The 18,818-nt window shown below is 64.6% G+C and carries 22 protein-coding genes; 8 read left to right on the top strand and 14 right to left on the bottom strand.

The annotated features are described in order from the left end of the window. Positions 1-37: 37 nt before the first annotated feature. The 6 genes from ACWAT4_RS06530 to ACWAT4_RS06505 all read right to left on the bottom strand — a co-directional run bounded on the left by ACWAT4_RS06530 (position 38) and on the right by ACWAT4_RS06505 (position 7,770). Entirely contained in the window at positions 38-538 is a 501-nt protein-coding gene (locus ACWAT4_RS06530) for a DUF6622 family protein (protein WP_212425957.1), read from the bottom strand. A 13-nt stretch (positions 539-551) separates the two neighbouring features. Further along, complete coding sequence (locus ACWAT4_RS06525) at positions 552-1,364, bottom strand: ABC transporter permease (protein ID WP_449730076.1); 813 nt, start codon at positions 1,362-1,364, stop codon at positions 552-554. A 1-nt stretch (position 1,365) separates the two neighbouring features. After that, positions 1,366-2,277, bottom strand: coding sequence for an ABC transporter permease (locus ACWAT4_RS06520; RefSeq protein WP_449730074.1), 912 nt, complete (start codon positions 2,275-2,277; stop codon positions 1,366-1,368). After that, the gene (locus ACWAT4_RS06515) at positions 2,274-3,434 is read right to left on the bottom strand and encodes an ABC transporter ATP-binding protein (RefSeq protein ID WP_212425954.1); all 1,161 of its coding nucleotides are present in this window, start codon (positions 3,432-3,434) and stop codon (positions 2,274-2,276) included. Before ACWAT4_RS06515 ends, ACWAT4_RS06520 begins: the two co-directional genes overlap by 4 nt. A 52-nt stretch (positions 3,435-3,486) precedes the next feature. Further along, the gene (locus ACWAT4_RS06510; protein ID WP_449730073.1) at positions 3,487-4,956 is read right to left on the bottom strand and encodes a glycerol-3-phosphate dehydrogenase; all 1,470 of its coding nucleotides are present in this window, start codon (positions 4,954-4,956) and stop codon (positions 3,487-3,489) included. 135 nt (positions 4,957-5,091) lie between these two features. Beyond that, positions 5,092-7,770: a sensor domain-containing protein gene (locus tag ACWAT4_RS06505; protein ID WP_212446958.1), complete on the bottom strand. Its 2,679-nt coding sequence runs from the start codon at positions 7,768-7,770 to the stop codon at positions 5,092-5,094. Positions 7,771-7,975: 205 nt separating this feature from the next. Between ACWAT4_RS06505 and ACWAT4_RS06500 the strand changes: the two genes are divergently transcribed. Further along, positions 7,976-9,079: an NAD(P)/FAD-dependent oxidoreductase gene (locus tag ACWAT4_RS06500; protein WP_212425951.1), complete on the top strand. Its 1,104-nt coding sequence runs from the start codon at positions 7,976-7,978 to the stop codon at positions 9,077-9,079. A gap of 146 nt (positions 9,080-9,225) precedes the next feature. On the opposite strand, the gene ACWAT4_RS06495 is transcribed toward ACWAT4_RS06500, so the two are convergent. Further along, a complete protein-coding gene (locus ACWAT4_RS06495) occupies positions 9,226-9,408 on the bottom strand; it encodes a YdcH family protein (protein ID WP_057757317.1) in 183 nt (60 codons plus the stop codon). Between the two features lie 328 nt (positions 9,409-9,736). Between ACWAT4_RS06495 and ACWAT4_RS06490 the strand changes: the two genes are divergently transcribed. From ACWAT4_RS06490 to ACWAT4_RS06480, 3 genes are all read left to right on the top strand, one after another. After that, a complete protein-coding gene (locus tag ACWAT4_RS06490) occupies positions 9,737-9,943 on the top strand; it encodes a YdcH family protein (RefSeq protein WP_018641547.1) in 207 nt (68 codons plus the stop codon). Positions 9,944-10,113: 170 nt separating this feature from the next. Further along, positions 10,114-10,332, top strand: a complete 219-nt coding sequence (locus ACWAT4_RS06485; RefSeq protein ID WP_212425950.1) for a hypothetical protein — start codon at positions 10,114-10,116, stop codon at positions 10,330-10,332. A gap of 22 nt (positions 10,333-10,354) precedes the next feature. Beyond that, positions 10,355-10,606, top strand: coding sequence for a hypothetical protein (locus tag ACWAT4_RS06480; protein ID WP_148753968.1), 252 nt, complete (start codon positions 10,355-10,357; stop codon positions 10,604-10,606). A 2-nt stretch (positions 10,607-10,608) separates the two neighbouring features. On the opposite strand, the gene ACWAT4_RS06475 is transcribed toward ACWAT4_RS06480, so the two are convergent. Continuing rightward, positions 10,609-11,331 (bottom strand): GGDEF domain-containing protein, encoded by a 723-nt coding sequence (locus tag ACWAT4_RS06475; protein ID WP_449730072.1) that lies wholly within the window; start codon positions 11,329-11,331, stop codon positions 10,609-10,611. Positions 11,332-11,472: 141 nt separating this feature from the next. On the opposite strand from ACWAT4_RS06475, the gene purE reads away from it, so the two are divergent. Then, positions 11,473-11,961 carry a 5-(carboxyamino)imidazole ribonucleotide mutase gene (gene purE / locus ACWAT4_RS06470; protein WP_212298208.1) on the top strand — a complete coding sequence of 163 codons (489 nt, stop codon included), beginning with the start codon at positions 11,473-11,475 and terminating at the stop codon, positions 11,959-11,961. Then, the gene (locus tag ACWAT4_RS06465; protein WP_212425948.1) at positions 11,958-13,064 is read left to right on the top strand and encodes a 5-(carboxyamino)imidazole ribonucleotide synthase; all 1,107 of its coding nucleotides are present in this window, start codon (positions 11,958-11,960) and stop codon (positions 13,062-13,064) included. Before purE ends, ACWAT4_RS06465 begins: the two co-directional genes overlap by 4 nt. A 35-nt stretch (positions 13,065-13,099) precedes the next feature. Here ACWAT4_RS06465 and aqpZ read toward each other — a convergent pair whose 3' ends face one another. Then, positions 13,100-13,822 (bottom strand): aquaporin Z, encoded by a 723-nt coding sequence (aqpZ, locus tag ACWAT4_RS06460; RefSeq protein WP_212298210.1) that lies wholly within the window; start codon positions 13,820-13,822, stop codon positions 13,100-13,102. A 259-nt stretch (positions 13,823-14,081) separates the two neighbouring features. Here aqpZ and rpsU point away from each other — a divergent pair, with 259 nt between their 5' ends. Both rpsU and ACWAT4_RS06450 read left to right on the top strand, forming a co-directional pair. Then, on the top strand, positions 14,082-14,378 hold the full coding sequence (gene rpsU / locus ACWAT4_RS06455; protein ID WP_027545547.1) for a 30S ribosomal protein S21: 297 nt from the start codon (positions 14,082-14,084) through the stop codon (positions 14,376-14,378). Positions 14,379-14,629: 251 nt separating this feature from the next. Beyond that, positions 14,630-15,280 (top strand): tetratricopeptide repeat protein, encoded by a 651-nt coding sequence (locus ACWAT4_RS06450; protein WP_212298211.1) that lies wholly within the window; start codon positions 14,630-14,632, stop codon positions 15,278-15,280. 31 nt (positions 15,281-15,311) lie between these two features. Here the strand turns inward: ACWAT4_RS06450 and ACWAT4_RS06445 are convergent, their stop codons facing one another. The 5 genes from ACWAT4_RS06445 to ACWAT4_RS06425 all read right to left on the bottom strand — a co-directional run bounded on the left by ACWAT4_RS06445 (position 15,312) and on the right by ACWAT4_RS06425 (position 18,812). Continuing rightward, positions 15,312-16,259, bottom strand: a complete 948-nt coding sequence (locus ACWAT4_RS06445; protein WP_449730071.1) for a hypothetical protein — start codon at positions 16,257-16,259, stop codon at positions 15,312-15,314. Positions 16,260-16,352: 93 nt separating this feature from the next. Further along, positions 16,353-16,637, bottom strand: a complete 285-nt coding sequence (locus ACWAT4_RS06440; RefSeq protein ID WP_212298213.1) for a cupin domain-containing protein — start codon at positions 16,635-16,637, stop codon at positions 16,353-16,355. Positions 16,638-16,660: 23 nt separating this feature from the next. Continuing rightward, positions 16,661-17,758 carry a calcium:cation antiporter gene (locus tag ACWAT4_RS06435; RefSeq protein WP_212298214.1) on the bottom strand — a complete coding sequence of 366 codons (1,098 nt, stop codon included), beginning with the start codon at positions 17,756-17,758 and terminating at the stop codon, positions 16,661-16,663. Positions 17,759-17,818: 60 nt separating this feature from the next. Then, the gene (locus tag ACWAT4_RS06430; RefSeq protein ID WP_212425945.1) at positions 17,819-18,619 is read right to left on the bottom strand and encodes an alpha/beta hydrolase; all 801 of its coding nucleotides are present in this window, start codon (positions 18,617-18,619) and stop codon (positions 17,819-17,821) included. Between the two features lie 22 nt (positions 18,620-18,641). After that, positions 18,642-18,812, bottom strand: a complete 171-nt coding sequence (locus ACWAT4_RS06425) for a hypothetical protein (protein ID WP_212425944.1) — start codon at positions 18,810-18,812, stop codon at positions 18,642-18,644. Positions 18,813-18,818 lie beyond the last annotated feature (6 nt).

The raw sequence follows: 18,818 nt of genomic DNA, 5'->3' as shown, positions 1-18,818 counted from the left end.
GCGTGACGCGGTTTTCCGAATAGACCATGCTCAAGCTTCAAGCATCGGCTGCGCGCTTCCTGCGGTAGGCAATCAGGAGCGCGATCATCGAGCCGAAGAAGTAGCCGGCGGTCGCGCCCGAGATGGCGCGGCCAACGATGATTGCGAGCGCACGGTCGCCGGCATCGATCGCCGAGATCACACCGACGGCATATTGCAGCGAGAACACGATCAGATTGCGGACCAGCGCAAACGCGCTGCCGGGGCGGATGATCTCGCCCGTCTTGTGATCGACATCGAACGGACGCGGCGTCAGTACGCCGAGCGGCAGGAGCACGAGCGCTGCCGCGATCCACGCGACGAGCGGCCAGGCGTTGGCCTGTTGTCCGAATCCGATCCGCGAGATTCCCCACACGATGAAAACGACCGGCACGATCAGCGCGCGCCAGATCGGCGCCTTGCGCGGCTGCATCGCCTTGATGCCCTGCCAGACCAGGTAGGCGAACAGGATCCAGACCCAAGGCGGCGTATGGACCAGTATCTGATAGGCGAACATCATGATCCGTTCCTCCCTACAGCGGGGCGGCGCTCTCGCCCTGCGAGCTCGACAATTTCGAGGCAAGCGAGGCGATGACGATGACGACTGCGATCAGGGCGATCACCAGCGTGGAAATCGCGTTGATCTCCGGCTTCACCCCCAGCCGCACCTCTGAATAGATCCGGATCGGCAAGGTTGCCGACCCCGGCCCCGTGGTGAAGCTCGCGATCACGAGATCGTCGAGCGAAAGCGTGAAGGCAAGCATCCATCCGGCGACGATCGCAGACGCGATCAGCGGCAGCGTAACCGACAGGAAGGCGCGGACGGGCGCGCAGCCCAAATCCATCGCCGCCTCCTCCAGCGAGCGGTCGAGCGAGCCAAGGCGCGACTGCACGACCACGGCAACGAAGCACATCGTCAGCGTGGTGTGGGCGATCGTCACCGTCCAGAAGCCGCGCTCGGCGTTCAGCGCCACGAACAGCAGCAGAAGCGACAGGCCCGTGATCACCTCCGGCATCACCAGCGGCGCATAGAGCATGCCGGAGAACAACGTGCGGCCGCGAAAGCGTTCGCCGCGCGACAGCGCCACCGCGGCGAGCGTGCCGAGCAGCGTGGCGATGGTCGCAGACGTGGTCGCGACCCGCAGGCTCATCCAGGAGGCCTCGATCATGGCGCGGTCGGCAAAGAACTCGCGATACCAGCGCAGCGACCAGCCACCCCACACCGTCACCAGCCGCGAGGCGTTGAAGGAATAGATGACGAGAATGAGGATCGGCAAGTAAAGGAAGGCGAGCCCCAGCGCGAGCGAGGCGACATTGAAACGGGACAGGCGGGAGAACTGGCGCATCTCACCGCTCCTCCAGCTGCCGCCGCTGCAGCCGCTCGTAGAGCAGAAGCGGCAGCAGCAGCACCACGAGCAGCACGATCGCTGCGCTCGAGGCAACCGGCCAGTCCTTATTGGTGAAGAATTCCAGCCACAGCGTCTGGCCGATCATCAGCGAATTGGAGCCGGCCAGAAGATCCGGGATCACGAACTCGCCGACGATCGGGATGAAGCACAAGAGCACGCCGGCGCCGACGCCCGGCAGCGACAACGGGAACGTCACCAGCCAGAACACCTGCCAGGGTGGCGCGCCGAGATCGCCGGCTGCCTCCTCCAGTGCCGGCTCCATCTTGGCGAGCGTGGCGTAAAGCGGCAGGATCATGAACGGCAGATAGGAATAGACGATGCCGATATACATCGCAGTGTCCGTGGAGAGCCACACCACGGGCTCGCCAACCAGATGCAGCGCCAGCAGGATCTGATTGAGCAGGCCGTCGTGCTGGAGGATGTTGATCCAGGCATAGATGCGGATCAGGAACGAGGTCCAGAACGGCACGATCACCAGCACCATCGCCACCGCCTGCCAGCGCTTCGGCAGTCGCGCCATGCCATAGGCGATGGGATAGCCGATCAGCAGCAACAAGGCGGTCGCCGTGACGGCAACGATGAGACTGCGCAGGTAGGCGAACACATAAAGGTCGTCCGAGGTGAGCAGTCTGAAATTGTCGATCGAGAGCGCGGCAAAGGCCGCCCGGATCGCCGTCCATCCCGCCGTCAGGTCGAACACCGGCTCGTAAGGCGGCTGCGCGATCGCAGTTTGCGACAGGCTGATCTTCAGCACGAAGCCGAACGGCACCAGGAAGAACAGCACCATCCAGACATAGGGCGCGATCGCGGCGAAGCGCGCCGGTCGCGCGAAAATCCGGCGGGCGCTCATGACGGCAGCACCACGCAGTCGTCGGGCGTAAACCAGGCCACGACATGCTGGTTCAGGCTGTAGGCATCGACATCGAGGCGCGCGCTGTTGGCGACGGACGCCTGCACCAGGCCGCCGGAATCGAGCTTCACCTTGTAGGTGGTGGTGCCGCCGAGATAGCAGATGTCGGCGATCACGCCGTCGAGCCGGTTGATCGCGGCTTCACGACCGGCTTCGCTCACGGGGCCACGACGCGACAGCTTGATCTTCTCGGGGCGGATCGCGACCGAAAATCGGCTTTCACCGACGGGCTGGCGCGGCTCGGCCACCACCAGCGTGCCAGCATCGCGCGTGCCAACGACCAGGCGATGACCGTCTCGCAATTTGGACTCGGCGTCGAACAGATTGATGTCGCCGACGAACTCCGCGATCCAGCGTGACCGCGGCGCCTCATAGAGCTCACGGGGGCCAGCGACCTGGACGAGCTTGCCGGCGTTCATCACGCCGATTCTATCAGCCATCGTCATCGCCTCCTCCTGGTCGTGGGTAACGATGATGAAGGTCATTCCGAGACGGCGCTGCAGCTCCATCAGCTCGCCTTGCGTGCTCTCGCGCAGCTTCTTGTCGAGGGCGGCGAGCGGCTCGTCGAGCAGCAACAATTGCGGCCGGCGCGCCAGCGCGCGGGCCAGCGCGACGCGCTGTCGCTGGCCGCCGGAAAGCTGGTCGGGCTTGCGCTTCTCCAGTCCCTCGAGCTTTACCAGCGCGATCATCTCCGCGACGCGCGTCGCGATATCGGCGCGCCCCATACCGGCGCGCTTGAGGCCGAAGGCGATGTTGTCGCGCACCGACAAATGCGGAAACAGCGCGTAATTCTGGAACATCATGTTGATCGGCCGCTCATGCGGCAGCGCCTGCGCGATATCCTTGCCGCCGAGCAGGATGCGCCCTTCATCCGGAGCTTCGAAGCCCGCGAGCATGCGCAGCAGCGTGGTCTTGCCGCAGCCGCTCGGACCCAGCAGCGCAAAAAACTCGCCGGCCTTGATGTCGAGCGACACGCCGTCCACGGCACGGAACGTCCCGAATCTCTTCGCCACGTTCTCGATCCGCAGCAGCGGCTCACCCCCAGTCGGCTGACTGTCTCCAGCCACGGCGTCCGTTTTGGGCAATTCGTCCGTCATGGTCCCTGCCAACCCCGATGCCGCCGCACGCTAGCGGCGGATCGTCCTTTGCTCAACCGGTTCGAGGCGGATCCGCCATGAACACAGCCAGTGCGTCGCGGTCCCCCGCGGGCATGGTCAGGCCGAGCTTGGAACGCCGCCACAGGATGTCCTCGGGGAAGCGCGCCCATTCGCGGGTCATGAGATAACGCACCTCGGCGCCGGTCAGCTCGGGACCAAAGCCCGGGCCGAGCTCGTCCCGCGTCTTCGCCTCGCCCAGCACGGCCGGCAATCGCGTGCCGTAGGCCGCAACCAGGCGCCGGGCCTGCGGTTCAGAGAGAAAGCGCCAACGATGGCAGGCGAGATCGACTTCGGTCTCGAAACGATCCCAGGCGAAATCTCCTCCCGGCAATGCTGCGCCGGCAGTCCAAGGTCGCGACATCGGATAGAACGGCGTCAGCCGCGTCACTGCCCGCTCGGCGCGAAAGCGCGAGGTCGTGACGTCGCCGCCGAACATGGTGAGCAGCGGCGCTTTGCGCCGGCGCGCATGAAACAACGTCGTCCCGTCGCGCCGCCACGCGGACGCGAGCGTCAGATTGACGCCGGAAACCGTGCGCACCACGTCGGTCGGAGCAACGCGCTCGCGGAAATAGCGGCTCGCGGCGCCGCAGAGATAGCTGACGTCGGCCCCCGGCATCGCGACGATCGCGGGATCGCCGATGAAGTCGCGCGTGACCGTGCCAACCAGCGTGAAATCCCGCTCGAACGGGCTGGCAAAAATCAGCCGACCGTCATTGTTCTGGAACACATAGACGTTGTCGGATTCAAACAGCCTCGGCACGACGATCTGGCTCATCTGCATCGCCACCATCGGCGGCTGCGGCTGCCGCAGCACGGTCTCCGCAACCATCGACGTCCAGCCGCCGGTGGCATTGGCGAGCGCATTCGCCGTGATCACTCGGCGATGGCCGCGATCGACCAGAGCGAGTCGCCAGATGTCGGTTCTGTCGGCGCGCACGCAACGCGCGCCAGTGCGGATCGCGGCGCCGCGCTCGGCGGCATCCAGCGCCGTGAGCACCGCCAGGCGCGAATCGTCGACGACGCAATCGGCGTATTCAAAGGCGATACCGAACGGACGCTTCAGCGCGTTGCCGACCGGATGATGCGTGATGTCGAGGGTCGTCGATCCCGAGAGGCCGCCGCGGTTCGTGAGAGCGTCGTAAACATACAGGCCCGCACGCAACAACCATGGCGGACGCTCGTCGGAATGGGCGGGGATCACGAAGCGCATCGGCCGCACCAGATGCGGCGCGATTCTGAGCCAGGTCCGGCGTTCGGCCAGCGCCCGGCGCACCCGCCGGAAGCCGCGCCGCTCCAGCACCGCCAAGTCGCCATGGATCAATCGTGGCGTCGCCGACGAGGCGGCAGCGGCCAGATCGCCCTGCTCTATCAGGATCACCCGCAGCCCGCGGCCGGCGGCATCGCGGGCGAGACTGACGCCGTTCAGGCCGCCGCCGATGATCGCGAGATCGTAGTGCGCCATGAGACCGTCGAATGGGAGCGAAGCGCTCCATCACTAGAACCATTTCCGTTCCGATGAAATCGGAACGGGGCCCTTGATTGCTATTTCGACGCGTTTTCTTGACGTGAACCGGCCGCTACTTCGCTTGACGACGCTTTAGCCGGTCTTGAGCGCAAGCTCCAAGGCCTCGACGCGGCCGACGAGGCCGGCATATTGCCCGATCGGAAGCGGCTTGCCGAGCAGATAGCCCTGCACGCCGTCACAGCCTTCCCTGGCGAGGAAGGCGAGCTGGTCGATCGTCTCGACGCCCTCGGCGATGATCGACATTTCGAGGCCGTGACCGAGGTCGATCACGGCGCGGACGATCGCCGCCGATTGCGGGTTGCGGCCGAGATTGATGATGAAGGCGCGGTCGATCTTGATCTTGTCGAACGGGAATGCCTGCAGATAGCTCAGCGAGGAATAGCCGCTGCCGAAATCGTCCATCGAGATGCGGACGCCCAGCGCCTTCAGCCGGCGCAGCAACGCCAGGCCGCGATCAAAATCCTCGATCAGCACGCCCTCGGTGATTTCGAGCTCGAGCCGGCCGGGCGCCAGCCCGGTCTCGATCAGGATCGAATGGACGAGCCCGACCACGTCGCCGTGCATGAACTGCGCCGGCGACAGATTGACCGCGACCTGGAGCGGCTTCGGCCACGACGCCGCCTCGCGGCAGGCCTCCCGCAGGATCCATTCGCCCATCTCGACGATCAGGCCGCTTTCTTCCGCGATCGGGATGAATTCGGCCGGCGAGACCTGGCCGCGCACCGGGTGCTGCCAGCGTGCCAGGGCCTCGAAGCCGATGATCTCGCTCTCGGCGACGCTGTTGCGCGCGATCCCCTGCGGCTGGAAGGCAAGCGACAGCTCGCCGTTCTTGATTGCCTTCGACAGGTCCTGGTGCAGCACGCGGCGGTCGCGGATCTGCTGGTCCATCTCAGGCTGGTAGAGGCTGATCGTGCCGCGCGATTTTTGCTTGGCGCGGAACAGAGCCGCACCGGCATTGGCGAGCAGCGCGGCGCCGTCGGGGCCGTTGTGCGGGAAGATCGACATGCCCGTGGTGATGCCGGCACGGACAGCGCGGCCATCGATGTGGAATTCCGGGGCCAGCGCCTCGCCAAGCTGCTGGGCCAGCGCGAGGCCCACGTCGGGCTGCTTGCCGTCGATGATCAGGCCGAATTCGTCGCCGGAAAGACGCGCCACCAGGCCGCCGCGTGCGGTGTCCTGGAGCCGCTGGGCCACCTCGACCAACAGCTTGTCGCCCAGCGCATGGCCGAACACGTCGTTGACTTCCTTGAGGCCGTCGAGATCGACGCAAAGGACCGCGAATTCCTCGTCGGTCCCCTCGCAAGCCTCGATCATCTGGTTGAGCGCCTGAAGGAAGGCGGCACGGTTCGGCAGGTCGGTGAGGCCGTCATGGTAGGCCATGTGCGCCATGCGCGACTCGGTCTGCCGGCGGTTGGTGACGTCTTCGTGGGTCTTGATCAGATATTGCGGCTCGCCGGCGTCGTTGAGCACCGTGGCACGGCGGGTCAGGAACAGGCGCAGGCCGTCCTTGGTGGAGATCGGATGCTCCTCGGTGATCATCCCGCGTTTCTTGATCGCGGCTTCGTCGCGCGCGATGATCAGCTTGGCTTCCTTGGCATTGAAGATGTCGGAGGCGGTCAGGCCGGTGGCTTCCTCGCGCCTGCGATTGAGGATCGTCTCGGCGCTGCGGTTGGCGAGCAGATAGCGGCCATCCTTGACCTGCTCCACGATCAGCGCCACCGGGATGTTGTCGACCACGAGCTCGAGGAATTTCTTGGTGCTCTCCAGCTCCTGCGACAGCGACTGCCGATCGGTGATGTCCTCGAACACCACCAGCAGAAATTCTGGCTTGTTGCTCTCGTTGCGAACCACGATGCGGATCGAGGCGACCATGCGCCGCGCGCCGGCACGATCGACCTCGAACTCATTGCGGTACTGGCCGTCCGGCGAATCGAGCGCTGCCCGGTCGGCCGCCTCGATGCTGGCCGCCGAGCCGGGTCCAAACAGCTCCCGCGCGTTCCTGCCGACGGCAAAGTCCCGCGACAATCCCCAGAACCGCTCATAAGCGCTGTTCGCGAAGATATAGCAGCCGTCCTCGATGTTCTTGGCGGCCACGCAGGCCGGCACGTGGTCCAGCACCGATTCCAGGAATTGCTTGGTGGAAGCGAGCTGTCGCGACAGCCTGCGCTGTTCGCTGACGTCCAGATGCGTCGCCACCGAGCCGCCGTTCGGCAGCACGAAATATTTCACGAGGATAGCCCGTCCGTCCGGCAGTTCCGTGATCAGGCCATTGGAGCTCGACGCCTTGTCGAAAAATTCATCGTCGGAGGCGCCCAGCACCCCGCGCTTGCGTCGGAGCTCGAGGAGTTCGTGACCGTTCATGCCGGCCCGCAGGTCCGACCGCGTCAGGCCGTAGATCTCGAGATAGCGGTCGTTGCAGAAGATGATGCGGCGCTGCGCATCCGTCATCACCACGCCCTGGTTGAGATTGTTCATGGCGGAGGAGACGAAGGCGTTGCGCCGCAATTGCGAACGCTTGCTCCGGCGCAGCGCAGAATGGATCCACAGCGCGATGGCGACCAGAAACGCGCAGATGACAACGCCCCCGATCAGGGCTTCCCAGGCCAGATTGGGGTCGACATCGCCAAGATGACTCGGCGGAAAGAGGCTGTTCGCATAGGCACGCGAAGGCGCGACCGCGCTGGCTAGGCACACGACGGCCTGCACAGCAATCGGAAGCATGCTGCCTTCGTGCCAGTTCTTCTCAGCCATCAGCCACCCGCGATTTCAACTGCGGATTGTCTGGCTTCACGGGTTTGGATCGGGTAAACGCCTGTACGCCCAACAGAAAAATGTGACGTGAATTACGGCAATTGCCCTGACATGATAAATGCTTCCTTAACGGAAAATGGTCGCGCGGCACGTTTCCCAAGCAAACCGGCGCCCCCGGCACCTTCAGCGGGACTTCTGCACAATCATGGATAAGGTCGACTGCGTCGTCATCGGAGCCGGCGTCGTCGGGCTCGCGGTGGCAAGGAGGCTCGCGCAGGCCGGGCGCGAGGTGATCGTGCTGGAGCAGGCCGAGGCCATCGGCACCGTCACCTCCTCGCGCAACAGCGAAGTGATCCACGCCGGGATCTATTACCGCGCCGGAAGCTGGATGGCGCGGATGTGCGTCGGCGGCAAGCAAGCGCTGTATCGCTATTGCGGCGAGCGCGGCATCCCGCACAAGAACTGCGGCAAGCTGATCGTCGCGACCAATGCGAAGGAAACCGAGAAGCTGCAATCGATCAAGGCGCATGCCGAGGCCAATGGTGTGCTCGACATGCAGCTGCTCTCGGGCGAGGCCGCGCGTGCGCTGGAGCCGGCGCTGGCCTGCGACGCCGCGCTGCTGTCGCCGTCGACCGGCATCATCGACAGCCATGCCTACATGCTCTCGCTGCGCGGCGAGGCCGAGGACGCCGGCGCCGCCTTTGCGTTTCACACGCCGCTGATCCGCGCCAAGGCCGACGCCGGAATGATCGAGATCGAAACCGGCGGCGAAGCGCCGATGACACTGCAATGCGGTCTGCTCGTCAACGCTGCGGGGCTTTCGGCCACGACCGTAGCGCGTCACATCGACGGCATGCCGGTCGACCGGATTCCACCGGCCTATCTCGCCAAGGGTAATTATTTCAGCTGCAATGCGCGCGCCCCGTTCTCGCGCCTGATCTATCCCGTGCCTGAGCCCGGCGGGCTCGGCGTCCATTTGACGCTGGACATGGCAGGACAGGCGCGCTTCGGCCCCGACGTCGAATGGATCGAGACCATCGACTATGAAGTCGATCCGTCACGCGCCGAGCGCTTCTATCCGGCAATCCGCAAATACTGGCCGGCGCTGCCCGACGGCGCGCTGATGCCGAGCTATTCGGGCATCCGCCCGAAGATCGTGCCGCCGGCCGTGGCCACGCAGGATTTTCTGATGCAGGGTCCGCGCGACCATGGCGTCGCAGGACTGGTCAATCTGTTCGGCATCGAATCGCCGGGACTGACATCGTCGCTTGCGATCGCCGACCACGTCGCGGAGCTCGCGGAAATCTAGGGAGTGTTTTCAGGCGGCGTTCGAGCAAGACCGACGCAAGCGCGACCATCATCGCGCAGCGCGCACCCTACAGCCAGGGATGAGTGCAAAGGCTCTCATCCCTGCCTGAAAGGATATGATCAAACTCTACGCTGTTACGGGGGTTACTAGTGAAGCGTGTCGCCGGTTTGCTTCAGACGCTCGATCTGGTCCTTGACCATCAATTTGCGGCGCTTCAACTCAACAATTTGCAGGTCGTCTGTTGAAAGGTGCACGAGAGCTTCGTGCAATTCGTTTTCGAGAGTTTTGTGCTTCCGTTCCAATTCAACCAGATGTGCCTGAATTGTCATTCGAAACCTCCTCGGTAGGGGTGAACCTTGGATTCGATCCGGACGAGGAAGTGTACATCACCGATTCGTTCTGTCGATGGGTATCCGTCGTCGCACCGTCATTTTTGAAAATTCATATGTAACGAACCGTGAGTAAGGAACCACGCGGCGAAAAATCCATGATATCAATGTGCTTGCGCGACACTGCTGCGAATCGTTGCAATATCTTGCGAGAGAGCGGTGAGCGAAGGCCGTAGATCGCTTGCGGTCACGCCGCGCAAGGACGATAATTTCCACAGGGCATCCACAGCCTTAATCTCAAGCCTATCGGTTTTCGGCCACCGCAGACATGACCCATGAAGACGAGCGTGAGCTCGAAGCCGAGCTCACCCGGTTGCAGCAGGAACACCGAGATCTCGATGCGGCGATCGATGCACTGCATCAATCGCCCGCCCCCGACCTGTTGCGGTTGCAGCGGTTGAAGAAGCGCAAGCTGTTGTTGCGCGACCGTATCGCCTTCATCGAAGACCAGATCACGCCCGACATTATCGCCTGATCCACAGCGGTCGCGGTCTGCCGCGCTTGAATCCGCTTGACTCAATAAGAACAAAATAGGAACATTTGATCGCTCCAACGGCCCAGAAATCGCCCGAGGAAGGCCCCCAAGGAACGCCCCGAGAAACGCCCCGAGAAACGCCCCAAGCACCCCCCGCGAGGACAATGCAGATGTCGGCAACTGCCCTTTTGGACAACAGCTATTACGAACAAGCCTGCGATCAGGCGATCGCGATGTGCGACGGCAATCTGCGCAGCACCATCAAGGCGCTGATCATGGCCAACGAATATCTGGAGGCCGAGCTGGAAGAGCTGCAGGCAGCGATTTCGGCCGGCTGCATTCCCGAGACCTCGCGCAGCTGGACGCGAGGCAAGGGCAGCGCCGCATAGTTTTGATCACCGGAGCAACGCCATGTCAGATGTGACCTACTACGTTGCAATGCCCTTCCTGATCGATGCCGACGGATCGCCCGTCGCGGGCGCCGCGGAGGAATGCCAGAGCTCGACAGCCGCGCTGCGGCGCGCCGAGGCGCTGGCGCACGGAGCCGGCCATATCGGCGCGGTCGCATTCAGCCGCAGTGGGGATCCCATGACCGGCGAATTCGGCGACGCCACGCTGCTGCGCAAATTCGGCAACGTGCCGGAAGATCTGGCCACGCTATAGAGTCAGCTGCTCACGAGCCTGATCCGCGGCTCGTGCCGCCTTTGTGCCTTGCGCACATACATGGCGGCATCGGCCTCCTCCAGTGCGCGGGCGGAATCGGATTGCGCGCCGAGCGGTGCAACACCGGCGGAGGCGCCCGCGGTCACGTGCTGGCCGCGAAAGGTGAACGACAAATCGTCGATCGCCTGCTCGAAGGCAGCTGCCTTCGCCTTCGCATCGGTCTCGCTGAGATTCCACAACAGCAGAGCAAACTCGTCGCCGCCGAGACGGCCGACCACGTCCGAGGCGCGGATCTGCCGCGCCAGGGTCGCGGCGATCGACTTCAACACCTCGTCTCCGGCGGCGTGGCCGAAGGAATCGTTGATCGGCTTCAGCCGGTCGACGTCGAGCACGATCAGTGCGCCGCTGGCGCGGTAGCGCTTCATGTAGGCGATGGCGCGGTGAAGCTCGCGCTCGAAGCCGCGCCGGTTCGGAATGTCCAGCAGGAAATCGGTGTCGGCCGCGGCCTCGAGCTCGGCGACGCGCCGCAGCGCCTGCGTCAGCTTGGTCCGCAGGCCACGGATGATCGCCTTGCTGGTGTCCTTGTTCGTGGCTTTGGCCGCGCCGGCGAACGCACGGCGCCCCGCCACAGCCGCGAGCCGCTTGGGTGCGGTTTTCGTTCGGCTTCCGCTGGTTTTTCGGCCCTTTTTGGCCTTCGCGGCGGTCGCCCTTTTTGGTTTCTTCATGGGCATCCTGCTCAATGAAGGCTTGCGGGGATTCACCAAGACAGGATAGTGCATTCCCTTCTCCTTGCCACCGCCTTGCGAGCCGCCGGCCGGAACCGTTAATCTGGCCTATCTTTCTGTTTTCCGAGCACAATTGACGTCATGACCGCGCCGATCGCCATCATCATGGGAAGCCAGTCGGACTGGGAGACGATGCGGCACGCTGCCGACACGCTTGCAGCCCTCGGCGTCGCCTCCGACACCCGCATCGTTTCGGCCCACCGCACCCCCGACCGGTTGTTTGCCTTCGCCAAGGGCGCCAAGTCGGCCGGCTTCAAGGTCATTATCGCCGGCGCCGGCGGCGCTGCGCATCTGCCCGGCATGGCCGCGGCGCTGACGGAACTGCCGGTATTCGGCGTGCCGGTCGAGTCCCGGACACTCAAGGGTATCGATTCGCTCTATTCGATCGTCCAGATGCCCGCCGGCATTCCGGTCGGCACCCTTGCGATCGGCAAAGCCGGCGCGATCAACGCGGCGCTGCTCGCGGCGTCCGTGCTGGCGCTGTCCGATCAGGCCCTGTCCGACCGCCTGGCCGCCTGGCGCAAGGCGCAGACTGAGGCCGTTGCCGAGCGCCCGGAGGACAAGGCGTGACTGACGCAAAGCAGGTGAAGCTGAAGCCCGGCGACACCATCGGAATCCTCGGCGGCGGACAACTCGGACGGATGCTGGCCATGGCTGCGGCACGGCTCGGCCTGCGCTGCCAGGTGTTCTCGCCCGATCCGGATTCGCCGGCCTTCGACGTCGTGCTGAACGCGACCTGCGCCGAATATGCCGACGTCGAGGCGCTCGAGCTGTTCGCCCACGACGTCGACGTCATCACCTACGAATTCGAGAACGTTCCGGCGGCAGCCGCCATGGTGCTGGACGCGCGCCGCCCGGTGCTGCCCAACCGCAAGATCCTCGAGACCACTCAGGACCGGCTCGCCGAGAAGGATTTCGTCACCCGGCTCGGCATCGGCACCGCAGCCTATGCGGACGTGACGTCAGTCGCATCGCTGCGCGAGGCGATCGTCAAGATCGGCCTCCCCGCCGTGCTGAAGACCCGCCGGTTCGGCTATGACGGCAAGGGCCAGGCCATCATCCGCGAGGGCGACGACATCGCGAAGGTCTGGACCAGCCTCGCCACCAAATCGGCGATCCTGGAAGCCTTCATCCCGTACGAGCGCGAGATCTCCGTGATCGCGGCGCGTGCTGCATCGGGCCAGGTCGAATGCTTCGACGTCACCGAGAACGAGCATCGCGACCACATTCTGAAGATCTCCCGCGCGCCCGCGCCGATCCCGGATGGGCTCGCCGAAGAGGCGCGCAGCATCGCCGGCAAGATCGCGACCGCGCTTGACTATGTCGGCGTACTGGCCGTGGAGATGTTCGTGCTCGCGAACGGCGGCGGATCGAAGGTGCTGGTCAACGAGATCGCTCCGCGCGTGCACAATTCCGGACATTGGACGCTCGACGGCGCGTCGGTCTCTCAGTTCGAGCAGCACATCCGCGCCATTGCCGGCTGGCCGCTCGGCAAGCCGGTGCGTCACGGCGAGGTCGTCACCATGACCAACCTGATCGGCGACGAGATCAACGATTACGAGAGCTGGCTGAGCGTGCCCGGCGCGACCGTCCACATCTACGGGAAGGGCGCGCCGCGCCCCGGCCGCAAGATGGGCCACGTCACCGAAGTCCGGCCGTCAAAGAGCAAGTGAGGGGACCGCAGCAAAGCTGCGATCCCTGTGCATCATCACGCCGTCTTCGCGCCCACGACGACGCCTGCGGGCTCCTCGCTGAGCCAGCGATAGATCACCCCGCCCAGTGCGCCGCCGATCAGCGGCGCAACCCAGAACAGCCAGAGCTGCGACAGCGCCCAACCACCGACGAACAGCGCAGGCCCCGTGCTGCGCGCCGGGTTCACCGACGTGTTGGTGACGGGGATGCTGACGAGATGGATCATCACCAGCGCAAGCCCGATCGCGAGCGGCGCGAAACCCGCGGGCGCGCGGCCGTGGGTCGCGCCCATGATGACGAACAGGAACATCATCGTCATCACCACCTCGGTGACGAAGCAGGCGATCATGCTGTACTGGCCGGGCGAATGCGCGTCATAGCCGTTGGAGGCAAAGCCCTTGGTGACGTCGAATCCCGGCGCACCGCTGGCGATCACATAAAGCAGCTCGGCGGCGACGATCGCACCACAGACCTGCGCGATGACATAAGGCAGGATCTGGCCGGCCGGAAACCGCCCGCCGGCGGCAAGGCCGACCGTGACGGCCGGATTGAGATGGCAGCCCGAGATATGGCCGATCGCATAGGCCATGGTGACGACGCTCAACCCGAAGGCCAGGGACACGCCGACCAGGCCGATGCCGACTTGCGGAAAGCCGGCTGCAATCACCGCGCTGCCGCAGCCTGCGAATGTGAGCCAAAACGTGCCGATGGCCTCGGCAGCATATTTCTTCATGTCCATGTGGCATCTCCCCTGATTTCAAAGATTCCGGAACAATGTCCGCTACGGCCCTTCTTAGCGCCGATTCTCCCAAATCAGGGCCGCAAGGGGGCATTTTCGCCGCATTTAGTGGCTGAACTTGGCCCGAAATCCCGCTTGGCAGGTGGACATCCAGGGTTTTGTCTGATACATCCGCGCCCTCAAGGTTAAGGGCTTGCGCTTTTTGCCATCCCCTTTGACTTACCAGAATTCAAATCCGATCCACTGAAGAGGATGCCGCGTGCAGGTTCTCGTTCGCGATAACAATGTCGACCAAGCCCTCAAGGCGCTGAAGAAGAAGATGCAGCGCGAGGGCATTTTCCGCGAGATGAAGCTCCGCGGTCACTACGAGAAGCCCTCCGAGAAGAAGGCCCGCGAAAAGGCCGAAGCCGTGCGCCGCGCGCGCAAGCTGGCCCGCAAGAAGCTGCAGCGCGAAGGCCTGCTGCCGATGAAGCCGAAGCCGGTGTTCGGTGCTGGCCCCGGCGGCGAGCGCGGTGGCCGTGGCGGCCCCGGTGCAGGTCCGCGCGGACCGCGCTGATCTTGCCGATATTTCAAGACTGAGTTTTCAATAACGCGGGCTCCTGGCCCGCGTTATTATTTTGTGAGCGGTGCCTTTCTGGGACGGGGCACTACCGATGCGGCGCTAAAGCGCGATGAGACTGAGATTCATCATCGCGCCTTAGCTTTGTTGTTTGAGCATGGTCTCCGCGCAAACGCATTCCGCGTTTGTCGCGAGGGAAAACCGCTGCACAGTTTTCCGGATCATGCTCTAGCGCGAGCGAACCGTAGATGGCCTCCCCTATCCCTGAGCCCGGCTTGGCGCGGCTACGCCAGATCTGGCGCCAACCGCTCGCGCTGACCTTGGTGGGGATCGCGCTGTGCGGATGCTCCTTCGATCTGGGCTCGCTGACACCGGAAAAGGACAAGCCGCAGGAAACGCCCAAGGCGGCGGCCGCCCCGGATAGCGCCGTGAGTGCCGCCAACGTCGCCGAGGCCCAGACCCACACCGCAAAGGCCCAGGCACTCGCCAAGTCGGGCGAGACGCAGGCAGCGCTGGACGAGTTCAACCGCGCCGTCGCGCTCGATCCCTACAACGCACAGGCTCTCTACGGCCGCGCCCTTCTCTACCAGGGCAACAACGAGCACGACTTCGCGATTGCCGATTTCGGTGCTGCGAGCGGACTCAATCCGCAGAAGGCCGAGCCACTGCTCGGCCGCGCTGTCAGCTATCTCGCCATCGGCAAGGTCAAGGAGGCAGCAGCCGACCTCGATGAGGCGTCCGAGGCCGATCCGCACAACGCCCAGGTCTGGACGACGCGCGGGCAGGTCTATGAGCGGCTCGGCGACAAGACCAAGGCGGCTGCGTCCTACAACAAGGCCGTCGCATTGCGCCCACGCGATGACGCCGCCCGCAGCGGCTTGGCCCGCGTCGGCGGCTGAAAGTTATCGGACAGCGCAGGCGCCATCCTGGTTAATCGGGGGTGGCGCCCTTCGGCAGAACCGCGTGGAACATCGACTTCATGCCCGACAGCATGTCGTCGGCGACATTGGTCTTGGGTCGCGGCGCGGCCGCACCAGCGTCGGCGCGCAGATCGAGCGGCGGCGCGATCACCGGCACCGGAATGTCGGCGGGCGGCGTCAGCCGATTCGGATTGTCATTGCCGATCGAGGCCGTATAGGGGGGATTCGCCTGCGACGGGCCACCATTGCCGTAGGCCTCGGGCGACGGCGTCGACACATTGATCGGCGGCGGCAACGGGCGCACCGTCGACGGCACCGCAGTCACGACACGGGGAGCCTCCGGAACACGGGAGGCTTCCTGAACCGCCGGCTGGTCCGGCGTCCTCTCGGCCGCTTTGGCCTCGGCAGGCTTGACCTCGGTCGATTTGGCCTCGGCTGCCTTCTCAGCGGCTTTGCCCTCAGGCGACTTGCGCAGGCGCTCGATGGCGGCTCGCGCCAGATCGTTGGCGTCGGGAGTCGCGGCTGGGGAAGCCGCAGCCGGCGCTGAACTGGCCTCAACCACCGGCGCCGCGGCGGGCGCAGCCGGAGTGGACGCGACCGAGGAGGACTTCGCGGCCGCCTTCTCATGCGCCGAAGTACGGCCGCGCGATGCCTCGCCGGGAGCGACGTCCGCGGCCTTGGTCTCGGCAGGCTTCGTCTCGGCAGCCGGCTTGTCCGACGCGGCCTTCTCGGAAATGCTCTTCTCGGGGACGCCCTTGGCCTTGACGCCGGGGGCCGGGAGGTTGGCCACGTCGGCGGGCTTGCCGTTCTTGCCGGCATCGGCAGGCGTCACCACCGCGGCGGGGGTATCCGCCGCCGGCCTGGCGTTGATGTAGTGGTTAACGATGTAAGCCCCGATGATCGTCGCGAGCACCGAGGGGAAAATATCCATCGAGATTTTAGCGAGGTATTTCAGCATTTCTCGGCCACTCCCCGCGCGTTCTGATGCGGGAACTTTGGGGCATTGTAAGGGATCAACTGCGACGGATCGATGGCAAAGTTTACGCGTGCCTTACGGCTTCAGCTCAATCTCAAGGAACACGATCTCGGTTGAGGTTTCGTTAAGTACGTCGTGTTGGACGCCGGCTTTGCGGAAGTAGGATTTTCCGGCCGCGAGCTGTGCCTTGGAACGCCCGCCATCGGGCGCCACGATGGTCATTTCGCCAGCGACGACGGGAACGATCACGTAATCCATTCCGTGGGTGTGATGCCCGGTCGCGCTGCCCGGCGCAAGCTGCCATTCGGTCACCCGGACCTCGTCATTGTCGACCTGAACCTCGGACTTGGCGGCAAGCATCGGAATTCTCCTGGAGAATCGGTTCAGGGCACGAACACCATGAACACGTAGACGGCAAATACCACCATATGGACCAGGCCGAACAGGACGTTGGTCCTGCCCGTGCCGAAGGTCAGCATGCTCAGCAAGAATGTCAGGAACAGCAGGGCCGTGTTCTGGGGATTGAGGCCCAGCACCAGCGGCTGCTCGATGACGTAGGTGGCGAGCCCGACCGCCGGAATGGTGAGGCCGATGGTGGCCAGGGAAGACCCGAGCGCCAAATTGATGCTCTTCTGGAGATCGTTCTTACGGGCCGCGGTGACCGCGGAGACGCCTTCCGGCATCAGGATCAGCAGCGCGACCAGGAGGCCGGCGAACGCCGGCGGGGCGCCGATCCTGTCGGCGACGGCGTCCACCACCAGGGAGAATTTCTTGGCGAGAAGGACGACGGCCAGAAGCGAGATCAGGAGCAGCGCGATGCTCAGGGCCAGCATCTTGCCTGACAAATGCGTCTCCCCGCCCTCGCCGTCCGTTCGCTCGTGAACGAAGTAGTCCTTGTGCAGGACGATCTGGGTGTAGAGGAACACGCCATAGAGCACGATGGTCACGAGGTCGACGAAGCCGAGCTGGAGCGTCGAATAGATCGGGCCCGGCGTGGTCAGCGTGTAGTTGGGCATGATCAGCGTGAGCGTCGCGAGTGCAATCAGCACGCTGAGATAGACGTTGGCGCCGGAGACCTGAAAACCCTGCTCACGGTAGCGAAGTCCGCCGATGAAGACGCAAAGGCCGACGAGGCCGTTGCAGACGATCATCACCACCGCGAAAACGGTGTCGCGGGCGAGCGTCGGCGCGGGCTTGTCGCCCAGCATGATCGTGGTGATCAGCGCGACCTCGATGATGGTCACCGCAAGCGTGAGCAGCAGCGTGCCGAACGGCTCGCCGATCCGCTCCGCGATCACCTCGGAATGATGCACGGCCGCGAACACGGTTCCGAACAAAATCACCAGCAGCACGACCGCGAACACACCGCCGCCGGCCGACAGGGTGAAACCGTAGCCCGTCACGGTGACAATCAGGAACAGCAGCACCGCCAGGGCGGGAAAGATCCAGGACGACCGCGGCATCGGTCCGTGCGCACTCATGCAGGCGATTCCTTCGTTAGACGGACCGATTATGCGCGAGAAGATCGCGCCCGCCAGCCCTCAGGAACCGTTGATGAAACCCCGCGCGATCTCGACGATGCCGAAATTGCCGAGATCGTCATGCCCGCCCGCAGGGATCCTAACGAACTGCTTTGGTTCTTGCGCCAGTGCGAACAGCTTCTCGCCGAAGGCGATCGGGATGGTCTGATCCTGCGCACCATGGACGATCAGCAGCGGCACCGTGACGCGTGCGATGCGCTGGTCGGAGTGAAGCGGATCCCGGATCAAGAGGCGGACCGGGACGAAGCGGAATTGCGCGGCCGCGACGTCGGCGATCGACGTATAGGGCGCCTCGAGGATCAGCCTTCGGATGGGATGTTCGGACGCGATCGCAACGGCAACACCGGTCCCGAGCGAGAATCCCCAGGCGACGATGCGCTGCGCGTCATAGCGCGCCGTCGCGAACGAATACGCCGCCGCCCCGTCGCGCAGCAGGCCGTCTTCGCTCGGCGCCCCGCTGGATCCCGCATAGCCGCGATAGGACAGCGCGACCAGACCGGTGCCGTCGGCGGTGATCGCCTTGAAGCGCCCGGCGAGGCCGGCGAGAAAATCGCCGTTGCCGTGGAAGAACAGGACCACGGCATGGCCGGGCTTTGGCGGCATGTGCCAGACGATGACCTTCTCGCCGTCGGACGTGGTCAGGATGTGTTCCTCCGCGTCCGGAAATCCAGCGGCGGCAGGTGTGGTGCGCTCGGTGGTCGGGATCGGAAACAGCATGGTGCGCTGTTTCGCGAACAGCAGGACGAGGCCGGCGCAATAGCCGGCTGCGAGGATGATGGCGATCCATTTGAGCAACGTCATCGCGGCCCCCTCATTCCGGAGTTCAGGGCTTGGCGCGGCTCTCGAGCAGTTCGAGGACGTCGGCGCGGATACTCAGAGGGATCTCGCGGCAGCCGCCCGCCGCGGCATGGGCCGCGTGCCAGGCGACACGCTGCTCGCGCGTCGCCTTCGTCGGCATGCGATGGGACCGGTGCCACTCCCTGTTCAGGGCCACGGTCCG

It is taken from the genome of Bradyrhizobium sp. T-1, assembly GCF_053592855.1.
This window is presented reverse-complemented; position numbering and strand designations above follow the sequence as displayed.